The organism is Hymenobacter piscis, from assembly GCF_018760735.1.
Taxonomy (GTDB): Bacteria; Bacteroidota; Bacteroidia; order Cytophagales; family Hymenobacteraceae; genus Hymenobacter; species Hymenobacter piscis.
In genome coordinates, this window is record NZ_JAHHZN010000006.1 from 237,541 (window position 1) to 262,351 (window position 24,811).

15 protein-coding genes, 1 pseudogene and 1 riboswitch are annotated in these 24,811 nt (G+C 64.2%); of the genes and pseudogenes, 7 read left to right on the forward strand and 9 right to left on the reverse strand.

All coding sequences use genetic code 11. From position 1 onward, the window contains the following. Positions 1 to 45 precede the first annotated feature (45 nt). Positions 46 to 504, forward strand: a complete 459-nt coding sequence (locus tag KLP40_RS09055) for a hypothetical protein (RefSeq protein WP_215593453.1) — start codon at positions 46 to 48, stop codon at positions 502 to 504. A 565-nt stretch (positions 505 to 1,069) separates the two neighbouring features. On the opposite strand, the gene infB is transcribed toward KLP40_RS09055, so the two are convergent. The 4 genes and pseudogenes from infB to KLP40_RS09075 all read right to left on the reverse strand — a co-directional run bounded on the left by infB (position 1,070) and on the right by KLP40_RS09075 (position 9,876). Beyond that, positions 1,070 to 4,102 carry a translation initiation factor IF-2 gene (gene infB / locus KLP40_RS09060; protein ID WP_215593454.1) on the reverse strand — a complete coding sequence of 1,011 codons (3,033 nt, stop codon included), beginning with the start codon at positions 4,100 to 4,102 and terminating at the stop codon, positions 1,070 to 1,072. Positions 4,103 to 4,442: 340 nt separating this feature from the next. Beyond that, positions 4,443 to 5,678 (reverse strand): annotated as a pseudogene (nusA, locus tag KLP40_RS09065) (transcription termination factor NusA); the annotation flags it as partial. 131 nt (positions 5,679 to 5,809) lie between these two features. Continuing rightward, a complete protein-coding gene (locus KLP40_RS09070; protein ID WP_215593456.1) occupies positions 5,810 to 6,283 on the reverse strand; it encodes a ribosome maturation factor RimP in 474 nt (157 codons plus the stop codon). A 122-nt stretch (positions 6,284 to 6,405) separates the two neighbouring features. After that, entirely contained in the window at positions 6,406 to 9,876 is a 3,471-nt protein-coding gene (locus tag KLP40_RS09075) for a DUF7948 domain-containing protein (protein ID WP_215593457.1), read from the reverse strand. Between the two features lie 138 nt (positions 9,877 to 10,014). On the opposite strand from KLP40_RS09075, the gene KLP40_RS09080 reads away from it, so the two are divergent. From KLP40_RS09080 to KLP40_RS09100, 5 genes are all read left to right on the forward strand, one after another. Further along, positions 10,015 to 11,142: an endonuclease/exonuclease/phosphatase family protein gene (locus tag KLP40_RS09080; protein ID WP_215593458.1), complete on the forward strand. Its 1,128-nt coding sequence runs from the start codon at positions 10,015 to 10,017 to the stop codon at positions 11,140 to 11,142. A gap of 410 nt (positions 11,143 to 11,552) precedes the next feature. Beyond that, complete coding sequence (gene cysS / locus KLP40_RS09085; RefSeq protein WP_215593459.1) at positions 11,553 to 13,058, forward strand: cysteine--tRNA ligase; 1,506 nt, start codon at positions 11,553 to 11,555, stop codon at positions 13,056 to 13,058. Between the two features lie 142 nt (positions 13,059 to 13,200). Then, a complete protein-coding gene (locus KLP40_RS09090; protein ID WP_215593460.1) occupies positions 13,201 to 14,211 on the forward strand; it encodes a M28 family peptidase in 1,011 nt (336 codons plus the stop codon). 89 nt (positions 14,212 to 14,300) lie between these two features. Beyond that, complete coding sequence (locus KLP40_RS09095) at positions 14,301 to 15,626, forward strand: alpha/beta fold hydrolase (RefSeq protein ID WP_215593461.1); 1,326 nt, start codon at positions 14,301 to 14,303, stop codon at positions 15,624 to 15,626. Between the two features lie 112 nt (positions 15,627 to 15,738). Then, positions 15,739 to 17,052 (forward strand): MutS-related protein, encoded by a 1,314-nt coding sequence (locus KLP40_RS09100; protein ID WP_215593462.1) that lies wholly within the window; start codon positions 15,739 to 15,741, stop codon positions 17,050 to 17,052. Here the strand turns inward: KLP40_RS09100 and KLP40_RS09105 are convergent. Together KLP40_RS09105 and KLP40_RS09110 are read right to left on the reverse strand one after the other, a co-directional pair. Then, positions 17,034 to 17,549, reverse strand: coding sequence for a GNAT family N-acetyltransferase (locus KLP40_RS09105; protein WP_215593463.1), 516 nt, complete (start codon positions 17,547 to 17,549; stop codon positions 17,034 to 17,036). The genes KLP40_RS09100 and KLP40_RS09105 overlap by 19 nt on opposite strands. Before the next feature lie 200 nt (positions 17,550 to 17,749). After that, complete coding sequence (locus KLP40_RS09110) at positions 17,750 to 18,655, reverse strand: S66 peptidase family protein (protein ID WP_215593464.1); 906 nt, start codon at positions 18,653 to 18,655, stop codon at positions 17,750 to 17,752. Between the two features lie 301 nt (positions 18,656 to 18,956). Between KLP40_RS09110 and KLP40_RS09115 the strand changes: the two genes are divergently transcribed. Next, the gene (locus KLP40_RS09115; RefSeq protein WP_215593465.1) at positions 18,957 to 20,087 is read left to right on the forward strand and encodes an alpha/beta hydrolase; all 1,131 of its coding nucleotides are present in this window, start codon (positions 18,957 to 18,959) and stop codon (positions 20,085 to 20,087) included. A 10-nt stretch (positions 20,088 to 20,097) separates the two neighbouring features. On the opposite strand, the gene KLP40_RS09120 is transcribed toward KLP40_RS09115, so the two are convergent. The 3 genes from KLP40_RS09120 to KLP40_RS09130 all read right to left on the reverse strand — a co-directional run bounded on the left by KLP40_RS09120 (position 20,098) and on the right by KLP40_RS09130 (position 24,025). Beyond that, entirely contained in the window at positions 20,098 to 21,366 is a 1,269-nt protein-coding gene (locus KLP40_RS09120; RefSeq protein WP_215593466.1) for a homoserine dehydrogenase, read from the reverse strand. Next, positions 21,356 to 22,393, reverse strand: coding sequence for a homoserine O-acetyltransferase MetX (metX, locus tag KLP40_RS09125; RefSeq protein WP_215593467.1), 1,038 nt, complete (start codon positions 22,391 to 22,393; stop codon positions 21,356 to 21,358). The genes KLP40_RS09120 and metX overlap by 11 nt, the downstream gene beginning before the upstream one ends. A gap of 249 nt (positions 22,394 to 22,642) precedes the next feature. Then, a complete protein-coding gene (locus KLP40_RS09130; protein ID WP_215593468.1) occupies positions 22,643 to 24,025 on the reverse strand; it encodes an O-acetylhomoserine aminocarboxypropyltransferase/cysteine synthase family protein in 1,383 nt (460 codons plus the stop codon). A 393-nt stretch (positions 24,026 to 24,418) separates the two neighbouring features. Then, positions 24,419 to 24,532, reverse strand: a riboswitch (SAM riboswitch). Positions 24,533 to 24,811 lie beyond the last annotated feature (279 nt).

The window sequence follows — 24,811 nt, forward strand, 5'->3', positions numbered from 1 at the left end:
TCTGCCGGATTTCCTTTCCTTTGCCTGCTGATTAGTTTTTGCTCTATGAAGAAATTGCTTGCTGTTGTGGTCCTTGTGGCGGCCGGTTTGTGGACGTCTCCCCAGGCTCAGGCCCAGAGCCCCGTGCTGGATGGCCAGCCCGATGCGCTGACGCAGCCCCGGTCCGCCCGCCCGGAAACTCCGCGCCGGAAGCGCAAGGCCTCCGATGCGGATATTGCCCGGATGCAGCAGCGCATGAGTATGAACGCCGGGGAAGTAAAGCGCGACCAGCAGATGGAGATTCTGGAGGCCCGCTCCGGTACGGCCAATACCAGCCTGGGCCGCGCTTCCGGCCCGGCCCGTCAGTACGACAAGGGCAGCGGGGGCTTTACCGTCCGCAAGTTCAAGGACAACCGCGTGGGCACTGCCCGCCAGAAGCGCGGTCAGACTCGTGCGGCCGGTTTCGTCGACCCCAAAGGCAAACCCCTCAGTCATAAGAAAAAGAAACATTTCCTGTTCTTCTAGCCGCGCCGCCCGCCGCTGAAGCCCGTAAAAAGCCCCGAAGCAACGCTTCGGGGCTTTTTGTTTCTCCGGTTGTCCCGAGGCCACCGTTCGTCCTCGGGAGTCGAAGAAAAGGCCGAGTCTCTTAATGCCGGGGCCGCAAAGAGGAAGCCGGAAATCCACCCGGCGACTTCCCCACGGCGGCTCCCGGCCGGAGCGTGTCTAGGCGGAGCGTATCGAAGAGGGGCTGGCCAAAGCTGGTGGAATATACCGCGCCGGCAGGGGAGCGGTGACCGTAATCGGCCATGTGGGTACACCCCGCAAGTACGACCAGTAGTAACCCCAGTTTCAGCCAAGTGCCTAATTTTCTCATGGTGCAGCATCACCCTGTTCAGCTCCCCTCGCGTCGCGGACGGATAGCCTGGGGGCTGGTCGTCGGCCCCAAAGCTGAATATAAGGAAATTCTAATTCTCGGTTGATGTCTCCTCGCGGTGCCGCGCAGGTCGGGGCCGGAAGACAAAAAAACGCGGGTTGCGGCCCGTAGAGGCTGCAACCCGCGTAAAAAAATAATCTGGAGGAAACAGACGCCTTACAGCGTCCGCTTGATTTCCTGCTCTTCGAAGCCTTCGATGTTGTCGCCCTCCTTGAGGTCGTCGAAGTTCTTGAGGGAAATACCGCACTCGTAGCCCTGGCGCACTTCCGACACATCGTCTTTGTAGCGCTTGAGGTCCTTGATTTCGCCCGAGTACACCACAATCCCGTCGCGCACGAGGCGGACTTTGGTTTTGCGGGTGAAGGTGCCGTCCGTTACCATACAGCCGGCAATGGTGCCCACTTTGGTAATGTTAAATACCTGCCGCACTTCGGCGTTGGCTACTACCACTTCCTTCACCGTAGGGGCCAGCATGCCTTCCATAGCATCCTTCACCTCGTTGATGGCGTTGTAGATAATCGAGTAGAGGCGGATGTCGATCTGCTCCTGCTCGGCCAGCTTGCGGGCACTCATGGAGGGCCGCACCTGGAAACCGATGATGATGGCATCGGAAGCCGAGGCCAGCAACACGTCGGATTCCGAAATGGCGCCCACCCCTTTGCTGAGGATGTTGACCGCAATTTCCGGCGTGCTCAGTTTGAGCAGGGAGTCGGCCAGGGCTTCCACCGAGCCGTCCACGTCGCCTTTTACAATTACGTTCAGCTCCTTGAACGAGCCGATAGCTAGACGGCGACCAATCTCGTCGAGGGTGATGTGCTTCTTGGTGCGCATGCTCTGTTCCCGGGCCAGCTGCTGACGCTGGGTGGCCAGTTCGCGGGCTTCGCGCTCGGTTTCCATCACCTGGATTTTGTCGCCGGCCTGGGGCGCACCCGTCAGACCGAGCACCTGCACCGGCGTGGCCGGACCGGCTTTCTTCATCTTCTTGCCGCGGTGGTCGGTCATGGCCTTCACGCGGCCGAAGTGCGGACCCGCCAGCACGATGTCGCCCACTTCCATGGTCCCGGTCTGCACCAGGATGGTGGTTACGTAACCCCGGCCCTTGTCGAGCGAGGCTTCGATAACCGTACCCACGGCTTTGCGGTCGGGGTTGGCTTTGAGCTCCAGAATCTCGGCTTCCAGCAGCACTTTCTCCAGCAGGTCGTCGATGCCCAGACCGGTTTTGGCCGATACTTCCTGGCTCTGGTACTTACCACCCCACTCTTCCACCAGTACGTTAATAACCGACAGCTCCTCGCGGACCTTATCGGCGTTGGCGCCGGGCTTGTCAATCTTGTTGAGGGCAATCACGATGGGCACCCCCGCCGCCTGCGCGTGGTTGATGGCTTCCTTCGTCTGGGGCATTACCGAGTCGTCGGCCGCCACCACGATAATGGCAATGTCGGTGACTTTGGCACCCCGGGCCCGCATGGCGGTAAAGGCTTCGTGACCCGGCGTATCGAGGAAGGTGACGCGCTTGCCCGATTTGGTCATCACGTCGTAGGCCCCGATGTGCTGGGTAATACCGCCGGCTTCGCCTTTGGCTACCGTGGCACTCCGGATGTAGTCAAGCAGCGAGGTTTTACCGTGGTCGACGTGACCCATGATGGTCACAATCGGGGCCCGCGGCTGGAGGTCTTCCTCGTTGTCCTCGATTTCCACAATGGTGTCCTCTTCCTCGGCCGACAGGAATTCCACGTCGTAGCCGAATTCATCGGCAATAACGGTGATGGCTTCGGCGTCGAGGCGCTGGTTGATGGACACGAACATGCCCATGTTCAGGCAGATCTTGATGACTTCGTTCACCGACACGTCCATGAGCGAGGCCAGATCGTTGGCCGAGATAAACTCGGTTACTTTCAGCGTCTTGGCATCCAGCTCATTCTGGGCGCGCATGGCTTCGCGGTCTTCGGCCGCATTGCTGCGCTTGTCGCGGCGGTACTTGGCGCGGTTCTGCGACTGACCCCGGCCGCCGCTGAGCTTGGCCAGCGTGGCCTTGATCTGCTCCTGAATCTGCTTGTCGTTCTGCTCCGGGGTGAGCGGTACAGCAGGCTGACGGGTGTTGCCTCCACCGGCACGGTTTCCGCCGGCCGGGCCACGCCCGCCACCTTGCTGACCAGGGCCACCAGGGCCACGACCACCACCCTGCTGACCGGGTCCACCCGGGCGGGGGGGAGCAGTCTGCTGGCCGGGACCGTTCATCGGAATGCGCTGGCGCTTCTTCTTGTCGGCTCCGAGGCCGCTCTTGCGCACATCGGAGGAGGCCACGGGACGAGCGCCCCGACCCCCGCGGCGCGAAGAATCCAGGGGCAGTTCAATCTTACCGAGTACGGTAAGGCCTTTCAGCTGATCCGCCTTAGCGACGATGGTGTTGTCTTCGGCGGGTGCCTCCGCCGGAGCCGGGGCTTCGGCGGGCTTGGCCGGCTCGGCCGGCAGACTGGCCTTCGGGGCTTCAGCCGGCTTGGCCGCTGCCGCTACGGGCGCTTTCACTTCCGAAGCCGGCGCAACCGGGGAAGCTTTTACCGCAGGAGCCTGAGGGGCTTCCGGCGCTTTGGCAGCCGGGGCCGCAACGGGCTGGGGCGCTTCCACGGGCTTGGCAGCCTCGGGAGCCGGGGCGGCCTCCGGAGCCTTAGCCGCCGGAGCCGGGGCTTCGGGAGCCTTCGGCGCCGCAGCGGGCTTAGGTGGCACGGGCCGCCCTTTGGCGTCGAGCTCAATTTTGCCCAGCACCTTCAGCCCGGGTACGCGGCTGGCTTCTGCCGGAGCAGGAGTCGGGGCGGGCGCGGGGGCAGGAGCCGGGGCGGGAGTTGGTTTAGGCGCTTCGGCCACGGGGGCGGGAGCGGGCGGCGGAGTGGGGGCAGCAACGGGCGCCGGAGCCGGTTTGGGCGCGGCAGCTTCGGCCGCACGGGCCTGAGCAGCCGCTGCTTCCAGCTCGCTTTGCCGTTTGGCCTGACTTACTTTGGCCGCTTCCATCTTATCCTGCGCCGACGATGCGAAGGCCTTATTGAGCAGCGTTACCTGCTCGGCCGTTAGCTTGGTCGTCGGTTTGTTTTCGATGGAATGTCCTTTTTCTGTCAGATAGTCCACAATTGTGGACAAGCCAACGTTCAGGTCTTTGGCCGCCTGATTCAGCCGTTTGGTTGCTGCTTCCGCCATTCTATGCTCGCGAACGATACTCTTATTCAGTTGCAAAGGTACTACATTAAATCTTGCCGGGCGACGTTGAAATCAAGCCGTCCGGCCTAATTTTAACGCCCTTGCCGTACCGGCCGCCGCGCACTCATTGCGCGGCGCCGGAATTTGGTGCTTCCTCGTTTTTCCCGGGCTCCGCCACGGGCTGCTGCGGCTCTTCGTCAGTGGAAGCCTCCGCAGTTGGCTCAGTAGCCGGGGCGGCCTCCGTTTCGTCGGCCGTAGCGTCGGTGGCAGGCTCGGCGGGCGTCTGGGCCCGGGGAGTTGCGGCCCGGGGGGCTACGTCCGAATCCGTTTCTTCCCCGTCCTCGAACTCCTGGCGGATTACGCGGAAGAGCTCTTCCACAGTTTCCTCCTCCAGCTCAGTGCGGCGTACGATGTCGTCCTTGCTGACGGCTAGTACGGCGCGGCCGGTGTCGAGGCCGATTTTCTTCAGCTCCTGCAGAATCCAGCCTTCGATTTCGTCGCTGAACTCGTCCAGGGCAATGTCTTCCTCAAAGTCGCCGGCGTCCCGGAAGACGTCGATTTCCATGCCTACCAACCGCGAGGCCAGCTTGATGTTGGCGCCGCCCCGGCCAATGGCCAGCGACACCTGATCGGGCTTGAGGAATACCGATACGCGGCCGGTCTGCTCGTTGATTTTCATCGACGTGAGCTTGGCCGGCGACAGGGCCCGGGCGATGTAGAGCTCCAGGTTATCGGTGTAGTTGATGATGTCGATGTTTTCGTTTTCCAGCTCCCGCACGACGGCATGGATGCGGGAACCCTTCATGCCCACGCAGGCGCCCACCGGGTCGATGCGCTCATCGTAGCTTTCTACGGCTACTTTGGCCCGCTCGCCGGGCTCGCGCACGATGTTCTTGATGGTGATCAGGCCGTCGAAGATTTCGGGCACTTCCTGCTCCATGAGGCGCTCCAAAAAGGCCGGCGCGGCGCGGGAGAGGATGATTTTGGGCGTGCCGTTGATAACGTCCACGCGGTGCACTACGGTGCGGATGGTGTCGCCCTTGCGGTAGCGGTCCTTCGGAATCTGCTCGCCCTTGGGCAGCACCAGCTCGTTCTCGTCCTTATCAAGAATCAGGGCTTCGCGGCCCCACACCTGGTACACTTCGCCCACCACAATTTCGCCCACCTGGTCCTTGTAGGCCTGGTAGAGGTTGTCGCGCTCGAGGTCCTTGACGCGCTGAATCAGCGTCTGGCGGGCCATGAGCACGGCGCGGCGGCCGAAATCCTCCAGCTTCACCTCCTCGGCCACCTGCTCGCCAATCTCGAAGTCGGGCTCGATTTTCTGGGCTTCGGCCAGCGGAATTTTGTCGAAATCCCAGATGTCCTCCGAGTTGTCGTCCACGATTTCGCGGTTGCGCCAGATTTCCAGGTCCCCCTGGTCCACGTTCAGAATCACGTCGAAGTTCGAGTCGTCGTCGTACTTCTTGCGGATCATCGTGCGAAATACTTCCTCCAGGATGCTCATCATGGTGGGCCGGTCGATGTTTTTGGACCGGGCGAATTCGGCAAACGATTCAATCAGGACGGTGCTGTTCATTTTTTAAGCTTTTAGCTATCAGCTTTTCGCTGCCAGTCTGCCGCAGAAGACCTGACAACGGGTGCTACTAGGTGAATAACTCAGAGACAGGGCCCTTCACCCGACAGCTATCAGGGAAGGGCGCCAGAGGGCTATTTGAAGGAAATAACAACCCGGGCTTCGGCAATATCGGCGAAAGGCAGATAAGCGGCGGGCAGGGTTTTGGTTTTGTGCTTGTCCTTGATGGTTTCGGCCACCTGCAGGCCCTCGGCCTCCACGGCTTCGAGCACGGCGGTTTTGTCGGTGCCGTTGGTCAGCTTGAGACTGAGCGTGCGGCCCACGTGCCGGGTGTACTGGCGCGGGTTGGTCAGGGGCTGGTCGGCCCCGGGCGAGGTCACTTCCAGCGTGTAGCTGAGCTCGTCGCCGTAGTGCTCTTCTACGCGGCGGGCCAGCCGGCGGCTGACCTGGGCGCACTCATCAATGCCCAGGCCCTGCTCTCCGTCGAGGGTGACGGTGACTTTGGGCCGGATGGAATCTGAAACGGCGAGGTCCACCACGAACAGGCCGCCATCGAGGGGCAGGCTGTCCTGGAGCATTTCGGCGAGCAGGTTACGGTCGAGATTCATAAGCAAAAGGAACCGGGCGGGGCGGGTAAAAAGAAAGAGGGGACTATCCGTCCCCTCTGTTCGTGCCTGGTTTTGTGGTGCAAATATACAACGTCTAACACCAGAAAGCAAGCTGCCCGGCCTCAGCGTTGTACCGTAAGCCAGCCCTTGGCCGAACGGCCCTCCGCGTCCTTGAGGTGGTAGTAGTACAGGCCGTCGGGCAGGTTGTCGGCGCGCCAGTCGTTGCGGTAGTTATCCGTTTCGTACACCTTGTTGCCCCAGCGCGTGAACAGACGCAGGGTGGCGGGCTGGCAGCTGAAGTACGGAATGAAGGTTTCGTTTTTAGCGTCGTGGTTGGGCGTGATGATGTTGGGCACGAAGGTGCGCCCCACCACCACCGGCACGAAGCTGGTTTCGACGGTGCAGTTGGCGTAGCGGGCCGTAAGCCTGACCTGGTAGGTGCCGGGCGTTTCGTACACGTGGCGGGGCCGCTCCTCGGTGGAAGGGGCGCTGCCGTCGCCAAAATCCCACTCGTAAGTGCCGCCGGTCAGCACCGGCTCGAAGGAGCAGGCAAACGGGGCCAGGCCGGTATACTGCGGGAAGGCGGTGCACTCGGGCACGCTGAGCGGAAAGTTGACGCTGGGCGAGGGTGCCAGCAGCACCTGCCGGGTGGCCGTGGCCGGGCAGCCTTTGTCTGTAACAGTATAGGTCAGGGTGAAGATGCCACCGCGCAGCTTGGTATCGGGCGGGGTGAACAGGCCGTCGGGCGTGACGCCGGGGCCGCTCCAGGTGCCGCCCGCGGGCGTGGCCCCGGTCAGCTGCACGGCCTGGGTTTCGTAGGCGCAGAAAGTGAGGTCGGGGCCGGCCCGGGGAGTGGGCGGAGCCGAAACGACCACCGTGCGCGTGGCCTGTCCGCAGCCCAGCGAATCGGCCAGCGAATAAGTGAGCGTGAACGTACCCGGGCCCGACTGGCGCGGGTCGAAGACGTTGCCGGACAAGCCTTTCGGGCCGCTCCAGGTGCCGCCCGCGGGCGTGGCTTCCAGGCGGAAGGCCCCGTCGTTGGTGCAGAAGTCGGGCACGGGCGCAATTTCGGCTTGCAGCACGGGCGTCACGATCATGCGCAGCGGGCGGGTGCTGACGCAGATGCCGGTGGCCTGCACCGAGTAAGCCAGCACATTGCGGCCCACCAGAGCCGCGGAAGGCGTGAACTGGTAGCGCCCATCGGCCCGCTGGCTGACGCCGGGGCCGCTCCAGGTGCCTCCGGCGGGCTGTCCGCCCAGTACCACTGGGCCATCGGCGGCGCAGACGTAGCGGGTGGGACCCGGATCGGCCACCACCAGACCGAAGCTGATGGCAAAGGCCGCGTTGTTGCAGTTGGGGCTGGCGTTGGTCGTATTGTAGTACCCGGCTCCACGGGGCCGCGGGAAGCCCTGGGTGCCGCCACAGCCCCCGCACACGGCCTGGTACACCACGCCCCGTTTATCGAAGCGCGAAGTGCCGCCATCCACGTGTTCCCCGCGTCCGCCCTGCTCCCCGAAGAAAGTAGCGTATTTCAGGCTCTTGAGGCCGGCCGCAAATTCGGCGAGGTAAAAGTCGCTGCCGTCGGTAGTAGTCTGCACGGCATTTGAGGTAACCGGCAGGCCGGTGGTAGAGCCGTCGGCGTACCCCCGGTTGGTGGTGCCGCCCCAGCCGCATACGTACACCCGCTCACAGTCGTCTACCAGAAAGGCCGTGGGGGAAATATTGGTCTGGCCGGCCGTGCCGAAGGTGGTGCTGTAGGCCGTGGTGCGCAGGTCGGCGGTGAGTTTGTGGATAAATTGGCGGGCGCCCCGGGTGCCGTACAGGCCCGGCGTGATGGGGTAGCTGGGGGAGCTGGTCTGGCCCAGCACGTACACGTCGCCGCTGTTGTCGAGCTGCAGGAAGAAGGCCAGGTCGTCATCGGCAGTGCCCAGGTAGGTGCTGGACCGCAGGGCGGTGCCGTCGGGCGTAAAGCAGACCACGAATCCGTCGCGGCCGCCGTTCCACTTGGGTTGCAGGGCCGTGGAGGAGGTCAGGAAATCGGAGCTGGTGGTGCCGCCGGCCACGTAGAGGTGGCGGTCGGGGGTGAGCTGGAGCGAGAAGGCCGCGTCGTGCTGGTTGCCCCCCAGGTACGTGCTCCAGGTGAGGCCATCGAGCAGGCGCGGCAGCTTCACCACCACGGCATCGGACGTTCCGCGGAACCGGCTCTGCAGGGCCTGGGCCACGGGAAAATTGCTGCTCTGCGTCACGGAGGCCAGGTACACGTTGTTGTCGCCGTCGGTCAGCACGTCGCCCCGCCACGGGTCGCCGTAATTATTCGAGAGCGGCATATTGAGGCCGTCGTTGCCGGTGCCGCCCAGGTAGGTGGCGGCCACCAGCCGGGAGCCATCGGAGCTGAGCGTAGCCACGAACAGGTCGGAGCCCTGCAGGTATTCCATGGGCCGGCCGGCCGTGCCGAAGGCCGGTCCTCCCCGGAACGCTCGTTGTACGGCCCCGCTGCTGACGGGGAAGTTACCGGAGCCCGTGGTGCCCAGAATCACCAGCTCGTCGCGGCCGTTGACCACCAGGCTGTGGGGGGCGTCGGTGCTGTTGCCGCCCAGGTAGGTGGCGTAGAGGCGGGCGGCGGGCCCGGTGGCCGTGACCTGGTACTTAATGATGGCCACGTCGCCGCTGCCCGCAAAGTTGGTCTGGAAAGCCCCGGGCGAAGCCGGGTAGCCGGTGCCAAATACCACGCCGCCCGAGTACATGTTGCCCTGGGCATCGTAGGTAGCCGTGAAGCCCCAGTTATCGGCCGTGGAACCCGTGAAGGAGGAAAACAGCACCGTGGGGTCAATGGTAAGCGCACGTTTGCTGTCGTAGCTGCCCAGGCGGAACCGCAGAGTCTGGCCCTGGAGCTCGAAGCGGCAGGCCACGGGTTGCCGCTCGCCGTTGGCGGCCGTTTGCCAGGCCTGCGGGGCCTGCTCCGTAACGGTGCCCACGCTGGTTTCAATCAGCAGGTGGCCTTCGGGCGAGAGGCGCAGGCTCTGGGCGCCGGCGTAGCGCAGGCGAATATCGGCGGCCCGGGCACCGGGGGCCAGGTGGAAGTCGTACTCCAGGTGCTGCCCGGCATTTTCGTAGAGCTGAACGTCGATGCCGGAATACACGCCCGCGTAGCGCACCTGGCGGTAGCCGCGTACGGCGCCGGCCCACTCGCGTGGGTTGTTGCTGAGGAAGTAGTTGCGGGTGCCGGCAGTGGGTTGGCTGGGCGCCAGAGTGGCGCGGGCACTACCGCCCTCAAACGTGACGGTGTAGGCGTGGCCCCGCACCAGGGCATCGGGCTCGGGCGCGAGGGCCGCCCCGGCCGGGGCGGCCTCCTGGCGGTGGGAGTGGGCCCGCAGCACAGCCGGGTCGAGGAAGGAATACGTGAAGCCAGTAGGCGTGAGATAGAGCCGCCCGCCCGGCAGCTCGGCCTGGTAGCGTACGGCAGAGTTCCATTGACCCTTGTTCTCCACAAATTCCAGGGTCGGCTCAGGAGCGGGAGAAAAGGCCGGGCGGGGCGCGGCGGCCAGCGTTAACGGCAACAGGCACAGAATAATGAGGGTAAAGAGTCTGGTCATACCACGGAATAAAGTAAGCGGAGGGAAAGGTAGCAATTCGGCCGCGCAAAACGCAGGCCAGAGGGCCGGTCCGCGGCCGGCTGGTGCGGAAGGAGTACCTTTACCGGCCTGATCAGTTTGGCGGAAAGAAGGTAGCCCGTGCGTCGTTCGTTTGCTTTTAAATGTACCCTGTTGGTGATGGGGTGGGTGCTGGTGGCCATCGGCTGCGCCCAGATTCCGGCCTACACGTTCTGGCCGGCCATTTTCGGCGCCCTCACCCTGCCCGTGGCCCTGGGCCTGAACCTGCTGGCCGCCGGCTACTGGTTGCTGCGGCGCTGGCCGGTGGCGCTGCTGCCCCTGGCACTGGCCGTGCTCACCTGGCCCCACTTCCAGCGCGGACTGGCCCTGCACCCGCTGCGCCTCACCTCGGCCACCGAAAAAGCCGGGGCCGGACCGGTGGTGAAGGTGCTCTCGGCCAACGTGCGCATCTTCAACGTGTACCCGCAGCTGCGCAACCAGGGCCTGCAATCGTCCCGCGAAATGGTGCGCTGGCTGGCCGAAAACCCGGCCGATATCCTGTGCCTCCAGGAGTTTTACAACGAGCCCGCCGGCATCAGAACCCGCGACGGCGACGTGTTCCGGACGGTGGACAAAATCGGGCGGCGGGCCGGGCGGGAGGCCTTTTTGTCGAAGACGCTCACCAATGCCGCCGGGGCCGAGTTTGGGATGGCCATTTTTTCGCGCTTTCCCGTGGTGGCGCGGGGCACCATCAGCTTTGGCAAGCTCACCCAGAACCACGCCATGTGGGTGGATGTGCGCCTGCCCAGCCAGGATACCATCCGGGTGTACAGCTTCCACCTGCAAAGCATGAGCATGGAGGAAAAAGACATCGTGGACAGTTACTCCAGCAAGGCCGGCCTCAAGCAAAAAGGGCTCGGACTGCTGCGCCGCTTCAAGCGCGGGGCCGTGGCCCGGCACTGGCAGGTCGATACGCTGGTGAACCGCTTCGCCCGCTGCCCGTACCCCATCCTGCTCTGCGCCGACCTCAACGACGTGCCCTACAGCTACAGCTACGACCAGCTGGCCGACCATTTCCAGAACGCCTGGACCACGGTGGGCAACGGCGTGGGCAGCACCTACAACGGCCGCCTGCCCTTTGTGCGCATCGACAACCAGTTCGCCGGCCCCCGCTGGCTTATCAACGACTTCTGGGTGAATTACGAAATTCCCTACTCCGACCACTTTCCTACCACTGCCACCTACCAGCTGCGGCCCAAGGGCGAGTAAGGCAGGTTGCACAAGGAACTACTGAGTTGAAGGTAAAGACGCATAGTTGCGTCTCATCGTTGAGCTTCTTCGCCACCAACCTTGGCTGATGGTGCTGCCCAGAACTGGCCCCAAAGACTGCTCGACACCGAGACGCAAATACGCGTCACCACAACGTACCCCCAAACCATCGGCACCTTATACTACCAACCGGACGTTACATACTGCCCAGGGAACTTTATAGACTGGCCAACGCAGGTTTTGTACTGACTGGGCCGGATTTTAAACTTGGTTGCGGCTTTTTTGTAGGAAATGCCGGTTATTTCATTCGAACCCGGTGGCAGAACCGGGCGTTTTCCGGGTTCACGTCTTACTTGATAAAATCCGGGCCCCTCACTTTTACTGCAGAAACTGCGGTTACTTTTGCACCTATGCAGCACTCCCTCTCGCTCTACAATACGCTTACCCGCCAGAAGGCTCCCTTCGAACCCCTGCACGCTCCCTTCGTGGGCGTGTACCTGTGCGGCCCCACCGTGTACAACGAAGCCCACGTGGGCAACGCCCGCGGCCCGGTGGTATTTGATGTGCTCACGCGCTACCTGCGCCACCTCGGCTACACCGTGCGCTACGTGCGCAACATCACCGACGTGGGCCACCTGGAAGGCGACGCCGACGAGGGCGAGGACAAAATCGGCAAAATTGCCCGGGCCCGGCAGCTGGAGCCCATGGAAGTGGCCGAGGGCTACACCAACCTCTACCAGGACCACATGGCGGCCCTGGGCTGCCTGCCGCCCGACATTACGCCCCGGGCCAGTGGCCACATCATCGAGCAGATTGAGATGATCCAGCAGATCATCGGCAACGGCTTTGCCTACGAGTCCAATGGCTCGGTGTACTTCGATGTGCCCGCCTACAACGCCGCCGGCCGCGCGTACGGCAAGCTCTCGAACCGGGTGGTGGAAGAGCTGCTGGCTGGCTCCCGCGACAACCTTGCGGGCCAGGATGAGAAGCGCAGCCCCCTCGATTTTGCCCTCTGGAAGAAGGCCGATGAGCGCCACCTTATGCGCTGGCCCTCGCCCTGGAGCGACGGCTTCCCCGGCTGGCACCTGGAGTGCTCGGCCATGAGCCGCAAGTACCTCGGCGCCGAGTTCGACATTCACGGCGGCGGCCTGGATCTGATGTTCCCGCACCACGAGTGCGAAATTGCCCAGAGCCAGGCCTGCGACCATCCCACCAGCGAAGCCCGGGTGTGGATGCACAACAACATGATTACCGTGAACGGGCAGAAGATGAGTAAGTCGCTCGGCAACTTCATCACCATCAGCCAGCTCTTCAGCGGGGAGAACACCACCCTGGCCCAGGCCTACTCGCCCATGACGGCGCGCTTCTTCCTGCTCCAGGCCCACTACCGCAGCCCCGTGGACATTACCGATGAGGGCCTGCTGGCGGCCGGCAAGGGCTACCGCAAGCTCATGAACGGCCTGCGCCTGCTCGACAAGCTGCGCCTGCCCGAAGCAGCGGAAGTGGCCGCCGACACCAGCGCCGCCGACGCGGAGCTGGGCAAGCTGGCCCAGGACTGCTACGCCGGCCTCAACGACGACCTGAATACGGCCCGCACCCTGGCCAGCCTGTTTAACCTGCTGCGCAAGTTCAACGGCTACGCCGCCAATCCCGCCACCCTGGCCAGCCTCAGCCCCGCGGCCCTCGCCGAAGCCATTGCCACCTACCGCACCCTGGTGCAGGACGTGCTGGGCCTGCGCGACGAGCCCCGGGCCAGCGCCGAAGACCTGCTGGGCCTCACCCTGCACTTCTACCAGGAAGCCAAAACCGCCAAGGACTACGGCAAAGTAGACGAAATCCGGGCCGCGCTCAAGCAGCAGGGCATCGTGGTGAAAGACTCCAAAGCCGGCGTCGACTGGGCCTATAGCGAAGAATAGACGTTGGCCGAAAGTGCGGCGCAAGCCGTAGCTTGCACGGCCCGGCGGGCACCTTCGGGCCTTCCGCCGGGTTTTGCTTTCTTTTCGTCTCTGGTATTTCTGGCTGGCAGTGCCGCCGAAGGAAATCTGAAGTGTTTGTTTTATGAAAATTATGTCCCGTTTCGTGCCGGCGGCTTTGGCCGGGCTCCTCGTGCTCACCGGCTGCCCCGAAAAAAAGGAAGCCACCGAAGCCGCGGCCACCTCCGAGTCCAGCCTGCCCAAGGCCCCCGCCTTCAACGCCGACTCGGCTTACGCCTTCACGGCCCGGCAGGTGGCCTTCGGGCCGCGGGTGCCCAATACCAAGGCCCACGTGCAAACCGGCGACTGGATTATCGGACAGTTCAAAAAGTACGGCCTCACGGTGCAGGAACAGCCCTTCGAGGCCATGGCCTTCGATGGCAACATGCTCAAGTCGCGCAATATTATTGCCCGCTACATGCCCGAGGCCCCGCGTCGGGTGGCCATTTTCGCCCACTGGGATACCCGCCCCTTCGCCGACAAGGATCAGCAGAATAAGAACGCGCCCCTCGACGGGGCTTCCGACGGGGCCAGCGGCGTGGCCGTGGCCCTGGAAATGGCCCGCGTCCTGAGCGCCCAGGCGGCCGGCGCGGCCCCCGGCGTGGGCGTCGATTTCATCCTCTTCGACGCCGAAGATTACGGCTACGACGGCAGCACCCAGGGCGAGAAGAAGAACCTGCTCGGCCAGCAGGACAGCTGGTGCCTGGGCTCCCAGTACTGGGCCAAAAATCCGGTGCCGGCTAACTACAAGCCCAACTTCGGCATCCTGCTCGACATGGTGGGGGCCAAAGGAGCCAGGTTCAGCCGCGAAGCATTGTCGCGCGAGAAGGCGCCTGATGTGCTGGAAAAGGTCTGGAACACGGCCTCCGAGCTGGGCTACTCCGACTACTTCCTCTTCGCCGAGGGCTTCGCCGTGGACGACGACCACGTGAACACGAACAAGGCCGGCGTGCGGACCATCGACATCATCGACTTTCTGCCCACCGGCGAGTTTCAGCCCTACCACCATACCACCCAGGACAACATGAGCATTATCGACCGGCGCACCCTCAAAGCTGTAGGGCAGACCCTGCTCACGGTGGTGTACGGGGAGTAAATTCAGCTGCTTTCTTTGATGAAAAGCTCCGGCGACGTAGGTTGCCGGAGCTTTTGTGTTTTCTATCCACTTGATCAAATCCGATTATCATGCGGCGCCCTCTACTGGCAACCGGACTGTTTTACCTGGCCCTGAGCCTGCCGGCCCGCAGCCAGCAGGCTCCCCAACTATCGGTAGTGGATGGCATCCGGCAGAATATCGATGCCAAGCCCTTCGCTGGGCTGGCTTACCGGCTGTCGGCGCGCATCAGCGTGGACACCACGCAGGCCGGCAAGGCCGATGCGTGGATTCTGCTGGCGAGTTTTGGCGCCAAGCGGCAGATATTGAGCGTGGAGAGTCTGCCCAAAAAAGCGGTGGACAAGCAGTGGCGCACCTATACCGTCGAGGGGAAAATTCCGAAGCAGGCCGATACGGTGGCAGTTACCGGTTTGGGCTACCTGGAGGGACCGTTCGGCTTCGATGACTTTACGCTGGAAGTGGAGCGCCGCCCGGGCCAATGGGAAGCCGTAACCCTGCGCAACCCCAGTTTCGAGCAGGCCGCCCCCGATTCGGCCGGCGCGGCTCCGGCTGGCTGGAAGCCGTTCTACCTGACGCCAAGCTTTACCCGGCAGGTAGTGGCCGACGGCGCCGGCAACCGCTATCTGCGCCTCCAGGGCCACGACATTGTGAATTACGGCCGCAACCCGGCGGCGGGCCATTTCGTGACGGCCAACGGGGTGAAGCTCTACTACGAAACCTACGGCCAGGGTGAGCCGCTGCTGCTGCTGCACGGCAACGGGGAGTCCATCAGCAGCTTCCGCCAGCAGATCGGGGCGCTGGCCCGGGAGTACCAGGTTATTGCCGTGGACACCCGCGACCAGGGCCAGTCGGCCGCCACCAAAGGCCCGCTCAGCTACGACCTGTTTGCCGATGACATGCACGCGCTGCTGGAGCAATTGCAGCTGCCTGCGGCCCATATCGTAGGCTGGAGCGACGGGGGCAACACCGGCCTGAGCATGGCCCTGCGCTACCCGGCCCAGGTGAAAAGCCTCGTCACGATGGGGGCCAACCTCTACGCCGATACCACGGCCGTAGACCCCAAGATGCTGAAGGAAGTACGCCAGGGCAAGATGCTGTTCACCACCCTATCGCCGTTTAAAAAGAGCTTCCGCCGGGCCCGCCGCCTGAGCACGATGCTGCTGAAATATCCGCAGATGCAGCCCGCCCAGCTCCGGGCCATCACGGCCCCCGTGCTGGTGCTGGCCGGCGAGAAGGATATCATCCGCGAGGCCCACACCCGCCTTATTGCGCAAAGTATTCCCCGGGGCGAAGTAGTCATTCTACCCGGCCTGACGCACTACGCGCCCCAGGAAAACGGCCCCCTGTTCAACGAAAACGTCCTCAGCTTCCTGCGCCGGCAGAAGCCGGGCCAGTAGCTCGGGCGCGCCAACACGCCGGCTCTGGCCTGAAAACAGCGTGAAAATCGTCCCGGTTGCGCAAGCTGCCGGGGCGGTTGGCGTTATAGCGGCTCCTGGTTTATCTGATTCTATGCTTCTCGTATCTGATTTGCGGCTCGAAGCCGAAATCCTACCCCTGCTCAACTTCACCTATTCTTACCCGGCCGAGGAAGCGTTGCGCCGGCTGCTGGGCGAAGTGCCGCCTTCGGTGGAGCAAATCCGGGAGAAGCAGGCCGTGTTCCGGGCGTTGCTGGGGCAGTGGGCAGTGGTGGCGGAGTTCAGCTACTCCCGCCTTCAGCTGCCCGAAGTGCAACGGTTTCTGCACGAGGTAGTGAGCGGGCAACTGGCGCTGGAAACCAGCCGGGTGCGGCTGGCGGCCCGGTTGCTGCTCTCGGAAGAGGCGCGCTACCGCAGCCGGGCCCGTTACGTGCAGGCCATTCAGTTTCTGCGGCGGCTGGAGCAGCACTACTTCAGTCGGCTCTCGACCCCCGGTTTTCCGCTTCCGGCCCAGGCCCGCCTGCGCGTTATCACCCGTTTCCTGGGGCGGTTCAGCCTCGCCGATACGGCCGCGGCCATTGCCGAAGACCAGTTCTCGGCGGCTCGCATGGTGGTGTTTGCCCGGCAGCTGGCCGCCGTGCGCCCGGAGGAACTGGCCGATTTCTGGGCGGCGTTTTTCTGGTTCGAAGCCTGCTGGTCGGCCGCGAAGGGGATGCGCCAGCTGGGGTTCGTGTTCCCCGGGTTTCAGGCGGCGGGCCTGCATCTGGCCGATTTCTACCATCCGCTCCTGCCCGCCCCGGTAAAAAATACCCTTGAGCTGGACCCCGCCGATAACGTGGTGGTGCTCACCGGCCCGAATATGTCGGGCAAATCCACGCTGCTCAAGGCCGTGGGACTGTGCGTGTACCTGGCCCACGCCGGCCTGGGCGTGCCCGCCGCCGCGTGCCGGCTGCCGTTCTACGCCTCCATCGTGGTGGCCGTAAACCTGACCGATAGCCTCAGCAGCGGCTACAGCCATTTCATGGCCGAAATTCGCAACCTGAAAGCGGTGCTGGAGGCCGCGCAAGGGCCCGGCCGCGTGTTTGCCGTGTTCGACGAGCTGTTCCGGGGCACCAACGTCGACGACGCCCTCGACATCACCCGCGCTACCGTGTGCGGGCTGGCCCGCTTCCCGCAGTCCTGCTTTCTGATTTCGACCCACCTGCTCCAGCTCGAAAGCGAGCTGCCCGCCCAGCCCGGCCGACGTACCTACTGCATTGCCTGCCAGCTCGAACAGGGGCTGCCCGTGTTCACCTACCGCCTGCAAGCAGGCTGGTCGAGTCTGAAAATCGGCCGGATTCTGTTCGAAAAAGAAGGGTTGCCGGGCTTGTTGAATGACGGGGCGGCCGGCTACTCCAGCAGCTTATAATAGACCACCGTGGGTTCCAGCGCCCCGCTGGCCACCCGGGCAAAGGCCGGAATGGCCCCGGCGGCCACGTAGCCCAGGCCCTGGTAGAGCAATTCGGAAGGCGCGCCCTGCAAGGTATCCAGCACCAGCGTGCGGCGGCCATGCTGCCGGGCCAACTCCTCCACCGCCTGCATCAGCTGCCGGCCGATGCCGCGGCGCTGAGCCCGGGAATGTACCAGCAGCTTGGCCACTTCGGCGCGGTGCCGGCCGTTGGGCTTGGTGGCGAGGTGGAGCTGCACGGTACCCACCAGCTGCCCGGCCTCTTCCGCTACCAGCAGCAGCGTGGTGCCGGCCGCCAGGGCCGGGCCCAACTCCTGCCAGAACCGGCGCGCCTCCGCGTCCGGCAGCGGCGGCAGAAACCCTACGGAAGCCCCCGAATCCACGGCGTCGCGCAGCAGCTCCATCAGGTGGGGTTGGTAGGCGGAAAGTGCTTCGGCGGGCAGGAGGCGGATAGTCATGGGGGTGGGGGCTTATGGCAAAAAAGAACTGTCATCCTGACGAAGGAAGGACCTTTTTACTCAGGAAAGATGATCGGTAAGACGGTTCTTTCAAACGTGAAAAGATCCTTCCTCCGTCAGGATGACGGTCCTTTTCTCTAACAACCAACAACCAACAACCAACAACCAACAACCAACAACCAACAACCAGCAACCAACCCCTACAGCCCCACCAGCCGCACCCCGGCGGCGTCCACCGTCAGGCGAACCGGCTGGCCGACCACGAGGGCCAGGTTCCGGGGCTCGTGGCCGACGGGGAAGCCGTGGGCCACCGGAAAATTATAGCGGGCAGCGTAGTGGTGGATGATTTCGCCGGGCGTGAGGCCGAAGGGCACGGTGTTGTCCTGGGGGTTGGTAAAGTGGCCCACCACCAGCCCGGCCAGCCCGGCCAGCTTGCCGGTGCGGTCCAGGTGCACCAGCATCCGGTCGATGGCGTAGAGGTACTCGTCGATGTCCTCCAGAAACAGGATGCGGCCGGCGGTGGATACGTCGGAGGGGGTGCCGGTGAGGGTTTGCAGGATGCTCAGGTTGCCGCCCACCAGCTCGCCGGCGGCCGTGCCGAAGTGGTTGAGCGGATGGGCGGGCGTTGCGTAGTCCATGGTTTCCCCGAACAGCACCCGGCGCAGGCTTTCCAGGGAGTCTTGCCCGGCTTCCTGGTGAAACAGCAGCGGCATCACGCCGTGAATGCTCCGGAACCCGCGGCCCAGCAGGTGGCAGTTGAGGGTGGTGATGTCGGAGAAGCCGGCAATCCACTTGGGGGCCTGAGCAAACTGGCTGAAGTCGAGGCCGTCGATGATGCGGGTGGTGCCGTAGCCGCCCCGGGCGCACAGGATGGCCCGGATGGCGGGGTTGTCGAGCTGCTGCTGCACGTCCTGCCGCCGTATTTCATCGTCGCCCCCGAACTGGTGGTGGGCCACGTTGGTGCTGGCCCCGAGTACCACGCGCAGGCCCCAGCTTTCGAGGGTGGCCACGGCGGCCGCCAGCTCCTGGTGGGAGGCTTGGCGGGCGGGGCAGACGATGGCAACCTGGTCGCCAGGACGGAGAGGGGCGGGGGCAATAGTGGGCATGAGGCAGGAAGAAAGGCGAATGTAGCGCGAAGCTTTTGCTTCGCGTATCGCGGAACGCTGATAATTTGGCGGAGTACAGAAGAACGTCATTCCGAGCGAAGCCGAGGAATCTCGCGTGCTGATGTTGTGCTGGTAATCCTGACTGTAGAATCACTTTGGCGACGTCAGCCCGTCATTCCTCGGCTTCGCTCGGAATGACGGGCTGGATAACGTTCTATAGGATGTGCTGAACAATGCCATGCTCCCGCTCCGCACTATCCCGGCACCGCTGGCGTTTGCGGGTTTCATCCGTTATTTGCCCGTGCGCTTACTGTTCCTCCTCTTTCTGATCTGGCTGCCCCTCGTGGCCACGGCCCAGCCGGCCCCCATTGATACCACCGGCGGCCGCTACCACCGGCCGGTGTTTGGCAAGGTGCAGGTGCGCCACAACGTGGAATTTGCCCGGGTGAATACGCTGCTCGGCCTCTCGCAGACGCTGTACGCCGACGTGTACGAGCCGGCCGGCGACACCGTACGCCGCCGGCCGCTGGTGGTGCTGGCCCACGAGGGCGGCTTCCTGACCGGCACCCGCGACGATGCCCTGATGACCGAGCTCTGCACCCGCCTGGCCCGCCTCGGCTACGTGGCCGCCACCATCGACTACCGCCTCTACTTCTTTCCCTTCGACAGCGTGGGCATCGGGCGGGCCGCCATCCGGGCCACCCAGGATATGCGGGCCGCCGTGCGCTTCTTCCGCCACGATGCGGCCACGGCCCGGCGGTTTCGGGTGCACCCGCAGTACGTGTTCGTGGGCGGCTCCTCGGCCGGGGGCTTCATGGCCCTGCAAACCGGCTACCTTAACAAGGCCAGCGAAGTGCCCGCCTACCTGGGCCTGGCCGAGTTGGGCGGACTCGAAGGCACCGGCGGCCACCAGGGCTACAGCAGCCGCCCGCGGGGCGTCCTCAACCTGTGCGGCGCCCTGGCCCAGGCCCGCTGGCTGGAACCCGGCGACGTGCCCCTGTTCAGCGCCCACGGCACCCGCGACGGACTGGTGCCCTTCGGCCGGGGCGAAATCGGGGCCCAGCTGCCGGCCCAGATGGTGGCGGGCAGCGGGGCGCTGAGCCGGCGGGCTACGGCCGTGGGCGTGCCCAACGTGCTGCGCCGCCTGCGTGGGGCCGGCCACGTGCCCTACTCCTTCGAGCCCACCTACATCGATTCGGTTTTTGCGCCTATGCGCGACTTCCTGCGCCCGCTGCTCGGTAGCGGCGCGCCCGGTCCGCTCCTGGCCCAGGCTCTCAATCCGCGCCGGGTGGCCCAAATTATGGCCGCGCTGCCTCCGCGCCCCGTGCGGCTGGCTGTGGCCGGAACCGATGCGTGGGCAATAGTGCCGCCGCAGACGCTGCCGTTGTCCGCCGATACCTCGGCCACGGAAGCAGCAGGGCCGGCGGAGTAGCAGGGCGGGCTTAGGCTTGCTCTAACGCCGCCGCTACGGCCTCGCCCACGGGCCGCAACTGGCCGGTGCGCACGATGAACGCGCCGTATTTGCGCAGCGTGTCGCGGTGGCGGATGAGGTTGGCCAGGGCCACGTAGCCGACCACGTACTCGTCCTCGTCGGCTTCCTCGGAAATTTCGCTGAAATCGAGCAGATCGATGATGCGGTCCTCGTCGGTGCGCAGGTAGATTTCCACTTCCAGGTCGGAGGCGTAGGCCGGGGCTTCGGCGGCTTTAGGGTACTGGTAGGCGAAGCCTTGGCGTAGCGCGGCCAGATCGGCCAGCACGGCCGACCCGGTGGGATGCCCGCCCGCCCCGCGGCCCCGCAGGAACTGCTCACCGGCAAAGTCGGCCTCAATCACCACGCCGTTGAACTCGTGGTCCACGCTGTACAGCGGCGACTCGGGGCCCACCAGCTGGGGCGTGACCAGGGCCGTCACGCGGCCGTCGGGCAGGCGCTGGAGGCCGGCCACCACCTTAATTTTCTGGCCCTGGCTGGCGGCAAAGGCAATGTCCACGGCGCTGATGCCTTCAATACCCAGGTTCAGTACCTCGTCGGGGTTCAGGAATGCGCCGTAGGCGTGAGCAGCTAGCAGCACAGCTTTGGAGCGCGGGTCGAAGGCTCCCATGTCCAGGCTGGGGTCGGTTTCGGCGAAGCCCAGCTGCTGGGCTTCCACCAGAGCCGGGGCGTAATCGGAACCGGCTTCGCCCATGCGGGTAAGCACGTAGTTGGAGGAGCCGTTGAGAATGCCCGTGAGGCGGCGCAGGGGCTCGGTGCCGAAGTAGGCATCGAGGGTCCGGATCACCGGAATACTGCCGCACACGGCTGCTTCATATAACAAGGTGCCCTGGCCTTCGCGCTGCAACTGCACCAGCGCGGGCAGGTGGCGGGCCAGCATAGCCTTGTTGGCCGTAACCACCCGGCGGCCCCGGCGCAGGGCCTCGCTCACCAGCCGGAAGGCCGTGTCAGCGTCGTCAATCACCTCCACCAGCACGTCCAGCGAGTCGTCGCTCAACAACGCGTCGGCGTCGAACTCAAACCGCTCGGCGGGCAGGGTACGGGCCTTGCCTGGCGTTTTTACGGCAATCCGGCTGATGGTAAAGCCCGTTTCGGGGCGCTGCTGCAGAATATCGTATAGGCCCTGGCCCACGCAGCCGAAGCCAATGAGGCCCACGCGCCACGGCTGGGCGGCAGGGGCGGCAACAACGGAAGCAACAGGGGCGGCAAGGTTAGTGGACATACGTCTGGACGTAGAATCGTTCGAGGAAGTGGGTGATTTGGGCGGTTTCAATCAGAAACCCATCGTGGCCGTACTGCGAATCCATTTCGGCGTACATGGCCCCCCGGATGTAGCGGGCCAGCTCCTGCTGCTCCCGGGGCGGAAACAGCACATCGGAGGTAATGCCCAGCACCAGCGTGCGGGCCCGGATGCGGCCCAGGGCCGCTGCTACCCCGCCCCGGCCCCGCCCCACGTGGTGCGAGTCCATGGCCCGGCTCAGGGCCACGTAGCTGTAGGCATCGAAGCGGGCCACCAGCTTATCACCCTGGTAGCGCTGATAAGAGCTGGCCAGAAAGTCATCGAGCTTATGGTCGTCGGCGTCGGTCTGGGTCTGGCCGTAGGCGCTGTGGCTGCGGTAGCTGAGCAACGCCACGGCCCGGGCCGCGCGCAGGCCAGCCGCGCCGCCGCCGGGAGTGTTAAGCGGGTAGGTGGCATCGGCCAGGATGGCCAGCCGCTGGGCCTCGTTGAAGGCAATGCCCCAGGCCGAGTGCCGGGCACTGGTGGCCAGCAGCACCAGGTTTTCAAATAGCTCGGGCCGCTGCACGGCCCACTCCACCGCCTGCTGCCCGCCCAACGACCCCCCGATGAGCGTGTGCACCTGGCTCAGGGCCAGATGCTCGCGCAGGGCCTCGTGCACCGCCACCATATCCCGGATGGTAACCAGCGGAAACGCCTGGAACGCCGCCTCGCCCGTTACCGGATCGGGGGTGAGCGGGCCGGTGGTGCCGTAGCAGGAGCCCAGCACGTTGGCGCACACAATAAACCAGTCCTGCGGATCGAAGTGGCAGCCGGCCCCTACCAACCCGGGCCACCAGTCCAGCACATCGGAGTTGGCCGTGAGGGCGTGGCACACCCACACCACGTTGTCGCGGGTGGCGTTGAGGCGGCCGTAGGTGTGGTAGGTTACCTCCACATGCGGCAGCACAGCTCCGTTTTCCAGCCGTAAGGCTCGGGGCAGGCGAAACACGTGGGCGTCTTCGGAAGGCATTTTTACAGGGGGAGTTAAGAAGGATGAGTGATGAGAGTTGAATGATGAGTGACGAATGGGAGTTGGTCCAGCCGAGCTAGACTACCCATTCATCACTCATCATTCAGTTCTCACAAAAAGGCGCGGGCGACGTAGCTCCGGGGCTTCCTCTCTCACGAAAAGTCCCGGCGTACGCCCGCCGCTGCCTGCTGGAAGGTGTTGGTCCGGCCGCTCTCTCACCTGCTGCCGGACGGTAACCCCTCTCAAGTTTTACACTTCCAGCGGGGCAGCGTGTTCGGGTTCGGGCTCGGGCAGTAGGGTGCCTTCGGCCGTATTGGGGGTGGCGGCGTTGCGCACGGCGTCGAAGGCCTGCTGCAAGTCGGCCCGGATGTCGTCGAAATGCTCGATGCCTACTGACAGGCGCAGCAACGTGGGCGTTACGCCGGAAGCCAGCTGCTCGGCGTCGGAAAGCTGCTGGTGCGTGGTGGCCGAGGGCTGGATGATGAGCGTTTTGGCGTCGCCCACGTTGGCCAGGTGGCTTACCAGCTTCAGGTTATCGATGAACTGGGTGGCCGTTTCCTTGCTGCCTTTGATGGCGAAGGTGAGTACCCCGCCGTAGCCGCGCTTCAGGTATTTCTGGGCCAGCTGGTGGTAGGGGCTGCTCGGCAGGCCGGGGTAGTTCACGGCTTCCACCTGCGGGTGCTGCTCCAGCCAGGTAGCCACGCGCAGCGCGTTTTCCACGGTGCGCTCCACCCGCAGGCTCAGGGTTTCGAGGCCTTGCAGCAGCAAAAAGGAGTTGAACGGGCTCTGCGAGGGGCCGAAGTCGCGCAGGCCTTCCACCCGGGCCCGAATGATAAAGGCAATGTTGCCGAATGGCCCGTTCTTGCCGAATACGTCGTTGAACACCAGCCCGTGGTAGCCGTCGGACGGCTCGGTGAACTGCGGGAATTTACCGTTGCCGAAGTCGTAGGTGCCGCCGTCCACAATCACGCCGCCCACGCTGGTGCCGTGGCCGCCAATCCATTTCGTGGCCGATTCCACCACAATGTGCGCGCCGTGTTCCAGAGGCCGGAACAGGTAGCCGCCCGCCCCGAAGGTGTTGTCCACCACCAGCGGCAGATCGTGTTTGCGGGCAATGGCGGCCACGGCCTCAAAATCGGGGATGCTGAAGCTGGGGTTGCCAATGGTTTCCAGGTAAATGGCCTTGGTACGCTCGTCAATCAGCTCTTCAAACGTAGCCGGCTGGTCGCCGTCGGCGAAGCGCACCTCAATGCCCAACCGCTTGAAGGCCACCTTGAACTGGTTGTAGGTGCCGCCGTACAGGTGCTTGGTGCTCACGAAGTTGTCGCCGGCCTGCAGGATGTTGTTGAGGGCAATAAACTGGGCCGCCTGCCCCGACGACACTGCCAACGCCGCCACGCCGCCTTCCAGGGCCGCCACGCGCTGCTCGAACACGTCGGTGGTGGGGTTCATCAGGCGGGTGTAGATGTTGCCGAACTCCTTCAGGGCAAACAGGTTGGCCCCGTGTTCCGCGTTCTTGAACACGTAGCTGGTGGTCTGGTGAATGGGCACGGCGCGCGAGCCGGTTACGGGGTCGGGCTGCTGGCCGGCGTGGAGCTGAAGGGTTTCGAAGTGGAAGTTCTGAGTGGACATGACGGGGCTGATTTAGAAGGCGTTGGGTATGGAAACAGGGAGCGTAAACCGCTGGAAAGCTGTCCGCCCGGGCGGGACAGGGGCCGCATCAGGTGCCTCGGAACCAGCAGGGTTGCCGAATGGCCCGACGATGCGGGAGGGCGGCCGGGTGCCGTAGTGGGCACCACCGGTCAGCGCCGGAACTGGAGTAGGGGAAGGGGGGCTGCGTAGCCGGACTTTAGGCTAGCAACAGCAACAACACGCGCCGCAACAGCCGCGCATTCGCATTCGGTGGGTGGCCGGAGCGGCAACCGAAGCAACACGGAAACCCCACGGCAAAGCGGCAGACCCGAAGGTGGCCGGAGCGGTAGGGGCAGACTGGGCGAAAGTGGGGGTGTGATGCATGGTACTCCTGGGTTATATGTCCCGCCGCCGGATGGCTGGTCGGGTAGGAATTGGCACCTTTCGCGCGGTCGAAGGTTGCCAGTGGGTCAGGGAGCCTATTCTCTCGCCACTTCTGTATAAATCCTATGAAAACTTCCTCGTCGCTAACGAAGGAGTACCGGGTTGGTGTTGCAAAGGTATGGGAGGAATTTTGATATATGCAATAGCTGACTGAATTATTTTATAAAAAACATCAGAAATCGATAGAAGGCCTGATGTTGGAAGTAAGATTTTGATTAGAGTGTGTGGACAGTCATCGGAGCCAATCGAGGGCGGCGAGCAGGTGAGCACTGGCTAAGAAGCAGGTGGCCGTTTTCTCGTAGCGGGTGGCAAAGCCCCGCGCCTCCTTGAGCCGGCCAAAGA

What these genes read in the sequence shown, in the direction of transcription:
- KLP40_RS09055 (WP_215593453.1), top strand. Translation starts at nt 46, where the DNA reads ATGAAGAAATTGCTTGCTGTTGTGGTCCTTGTGGCGGCCGGTTTGTGG.
- infB (WP_215593454.1), bottom strand. Translation starts at nt 4,102, where the DNA reads ATGGCGGAAGCAGCAACCAAACGGCTGAATCAGGCGGCCAAAGACCTG.
- KLP40_RS09070 (WP_215593456.1), bottom strand. Translation starts at nt 6,283, where the DNA reads ATGAATCTCGACCGTAACCTGCTCGCCGAAATGCTCCAGGACAGCCTG.
- KLP40_RS09075 (WP_215593457.1), bottom strand. Translation starts at nt 9,876, where the DNA reads ATGACCAGACTCTTTACCCTCATTATTCTGTGCCTGTTGCCGTTAACG.
- cysS (WP_215593459.1), top strand. Translation starts at nt 11,553, where the DNA reads ATGCAGCACTCCCTCTCGCTCTACAATACGCTTACCCGCCAGAAGGCT.
- KLP40_RS09090 (WP_215593460.1), top strand. Translation starts at nt 13,201, where the DNA reads ATGAAAATTATGTCCCGTTTCGTGCCGGCGGCTTTGGCCGGGCTCCTC.
- KLP40_RS09095 (WP_215593461.1), top strand. Translation starts at nt 14,301, where the DNA reads ATGCGGCGCCCTCTACTGGCAACCGGACTGTTTTACCTGGCCCTGAGC.
- KLP40_RS09100 (WP_215593462.1), top strand. Translation starts at nt 15,739, where the DNA reads ATGCTTCTCGTATCTGATTTGCGGCTCGAAGCCGAAATCCTACCCCTG.
- KLP40_RS09105 (WP_215593463.1), bottom strand. Translation starts at nt 17,549, where the DNA reads ATGACTATCCGCCTCCTGCCCGCCGAAGCACTTTCCGCCTACCAACCC.
- KLP40_RS09110 (WP_215593464.1), bottom strand. Translation starts at nt 18,655, where the DNA reads ATGCCCACTATTGCCCCCGCCCCTCTCCGTCCTGGCGACCAGGTTGCC.
- KLP40_RS09120 (WP_215593466.1), bottom strand. Translation starts at nt 21,366, where the DNA reads ATGTCCACTAACCTTGCCGCCCCTGTTGCTTCCGTTGTTGCCGCCCCT.
- metX (WP_215593467.1), bottom strand. Translation starts at nt 22,393, where the DNA reads ATGCCTTCCGAAGACGCCCACGTGTTTCGCCTGCCCCGAGCCTTACGG.
- KLP40_RS09130 (WP_215593468.1), bottom strand. Translation starts at nt 24,025, where the DNA reads ATGTCCACTCAGAACTTCCACTTCGAAACCCTTCAGCTCCACGCCGGC.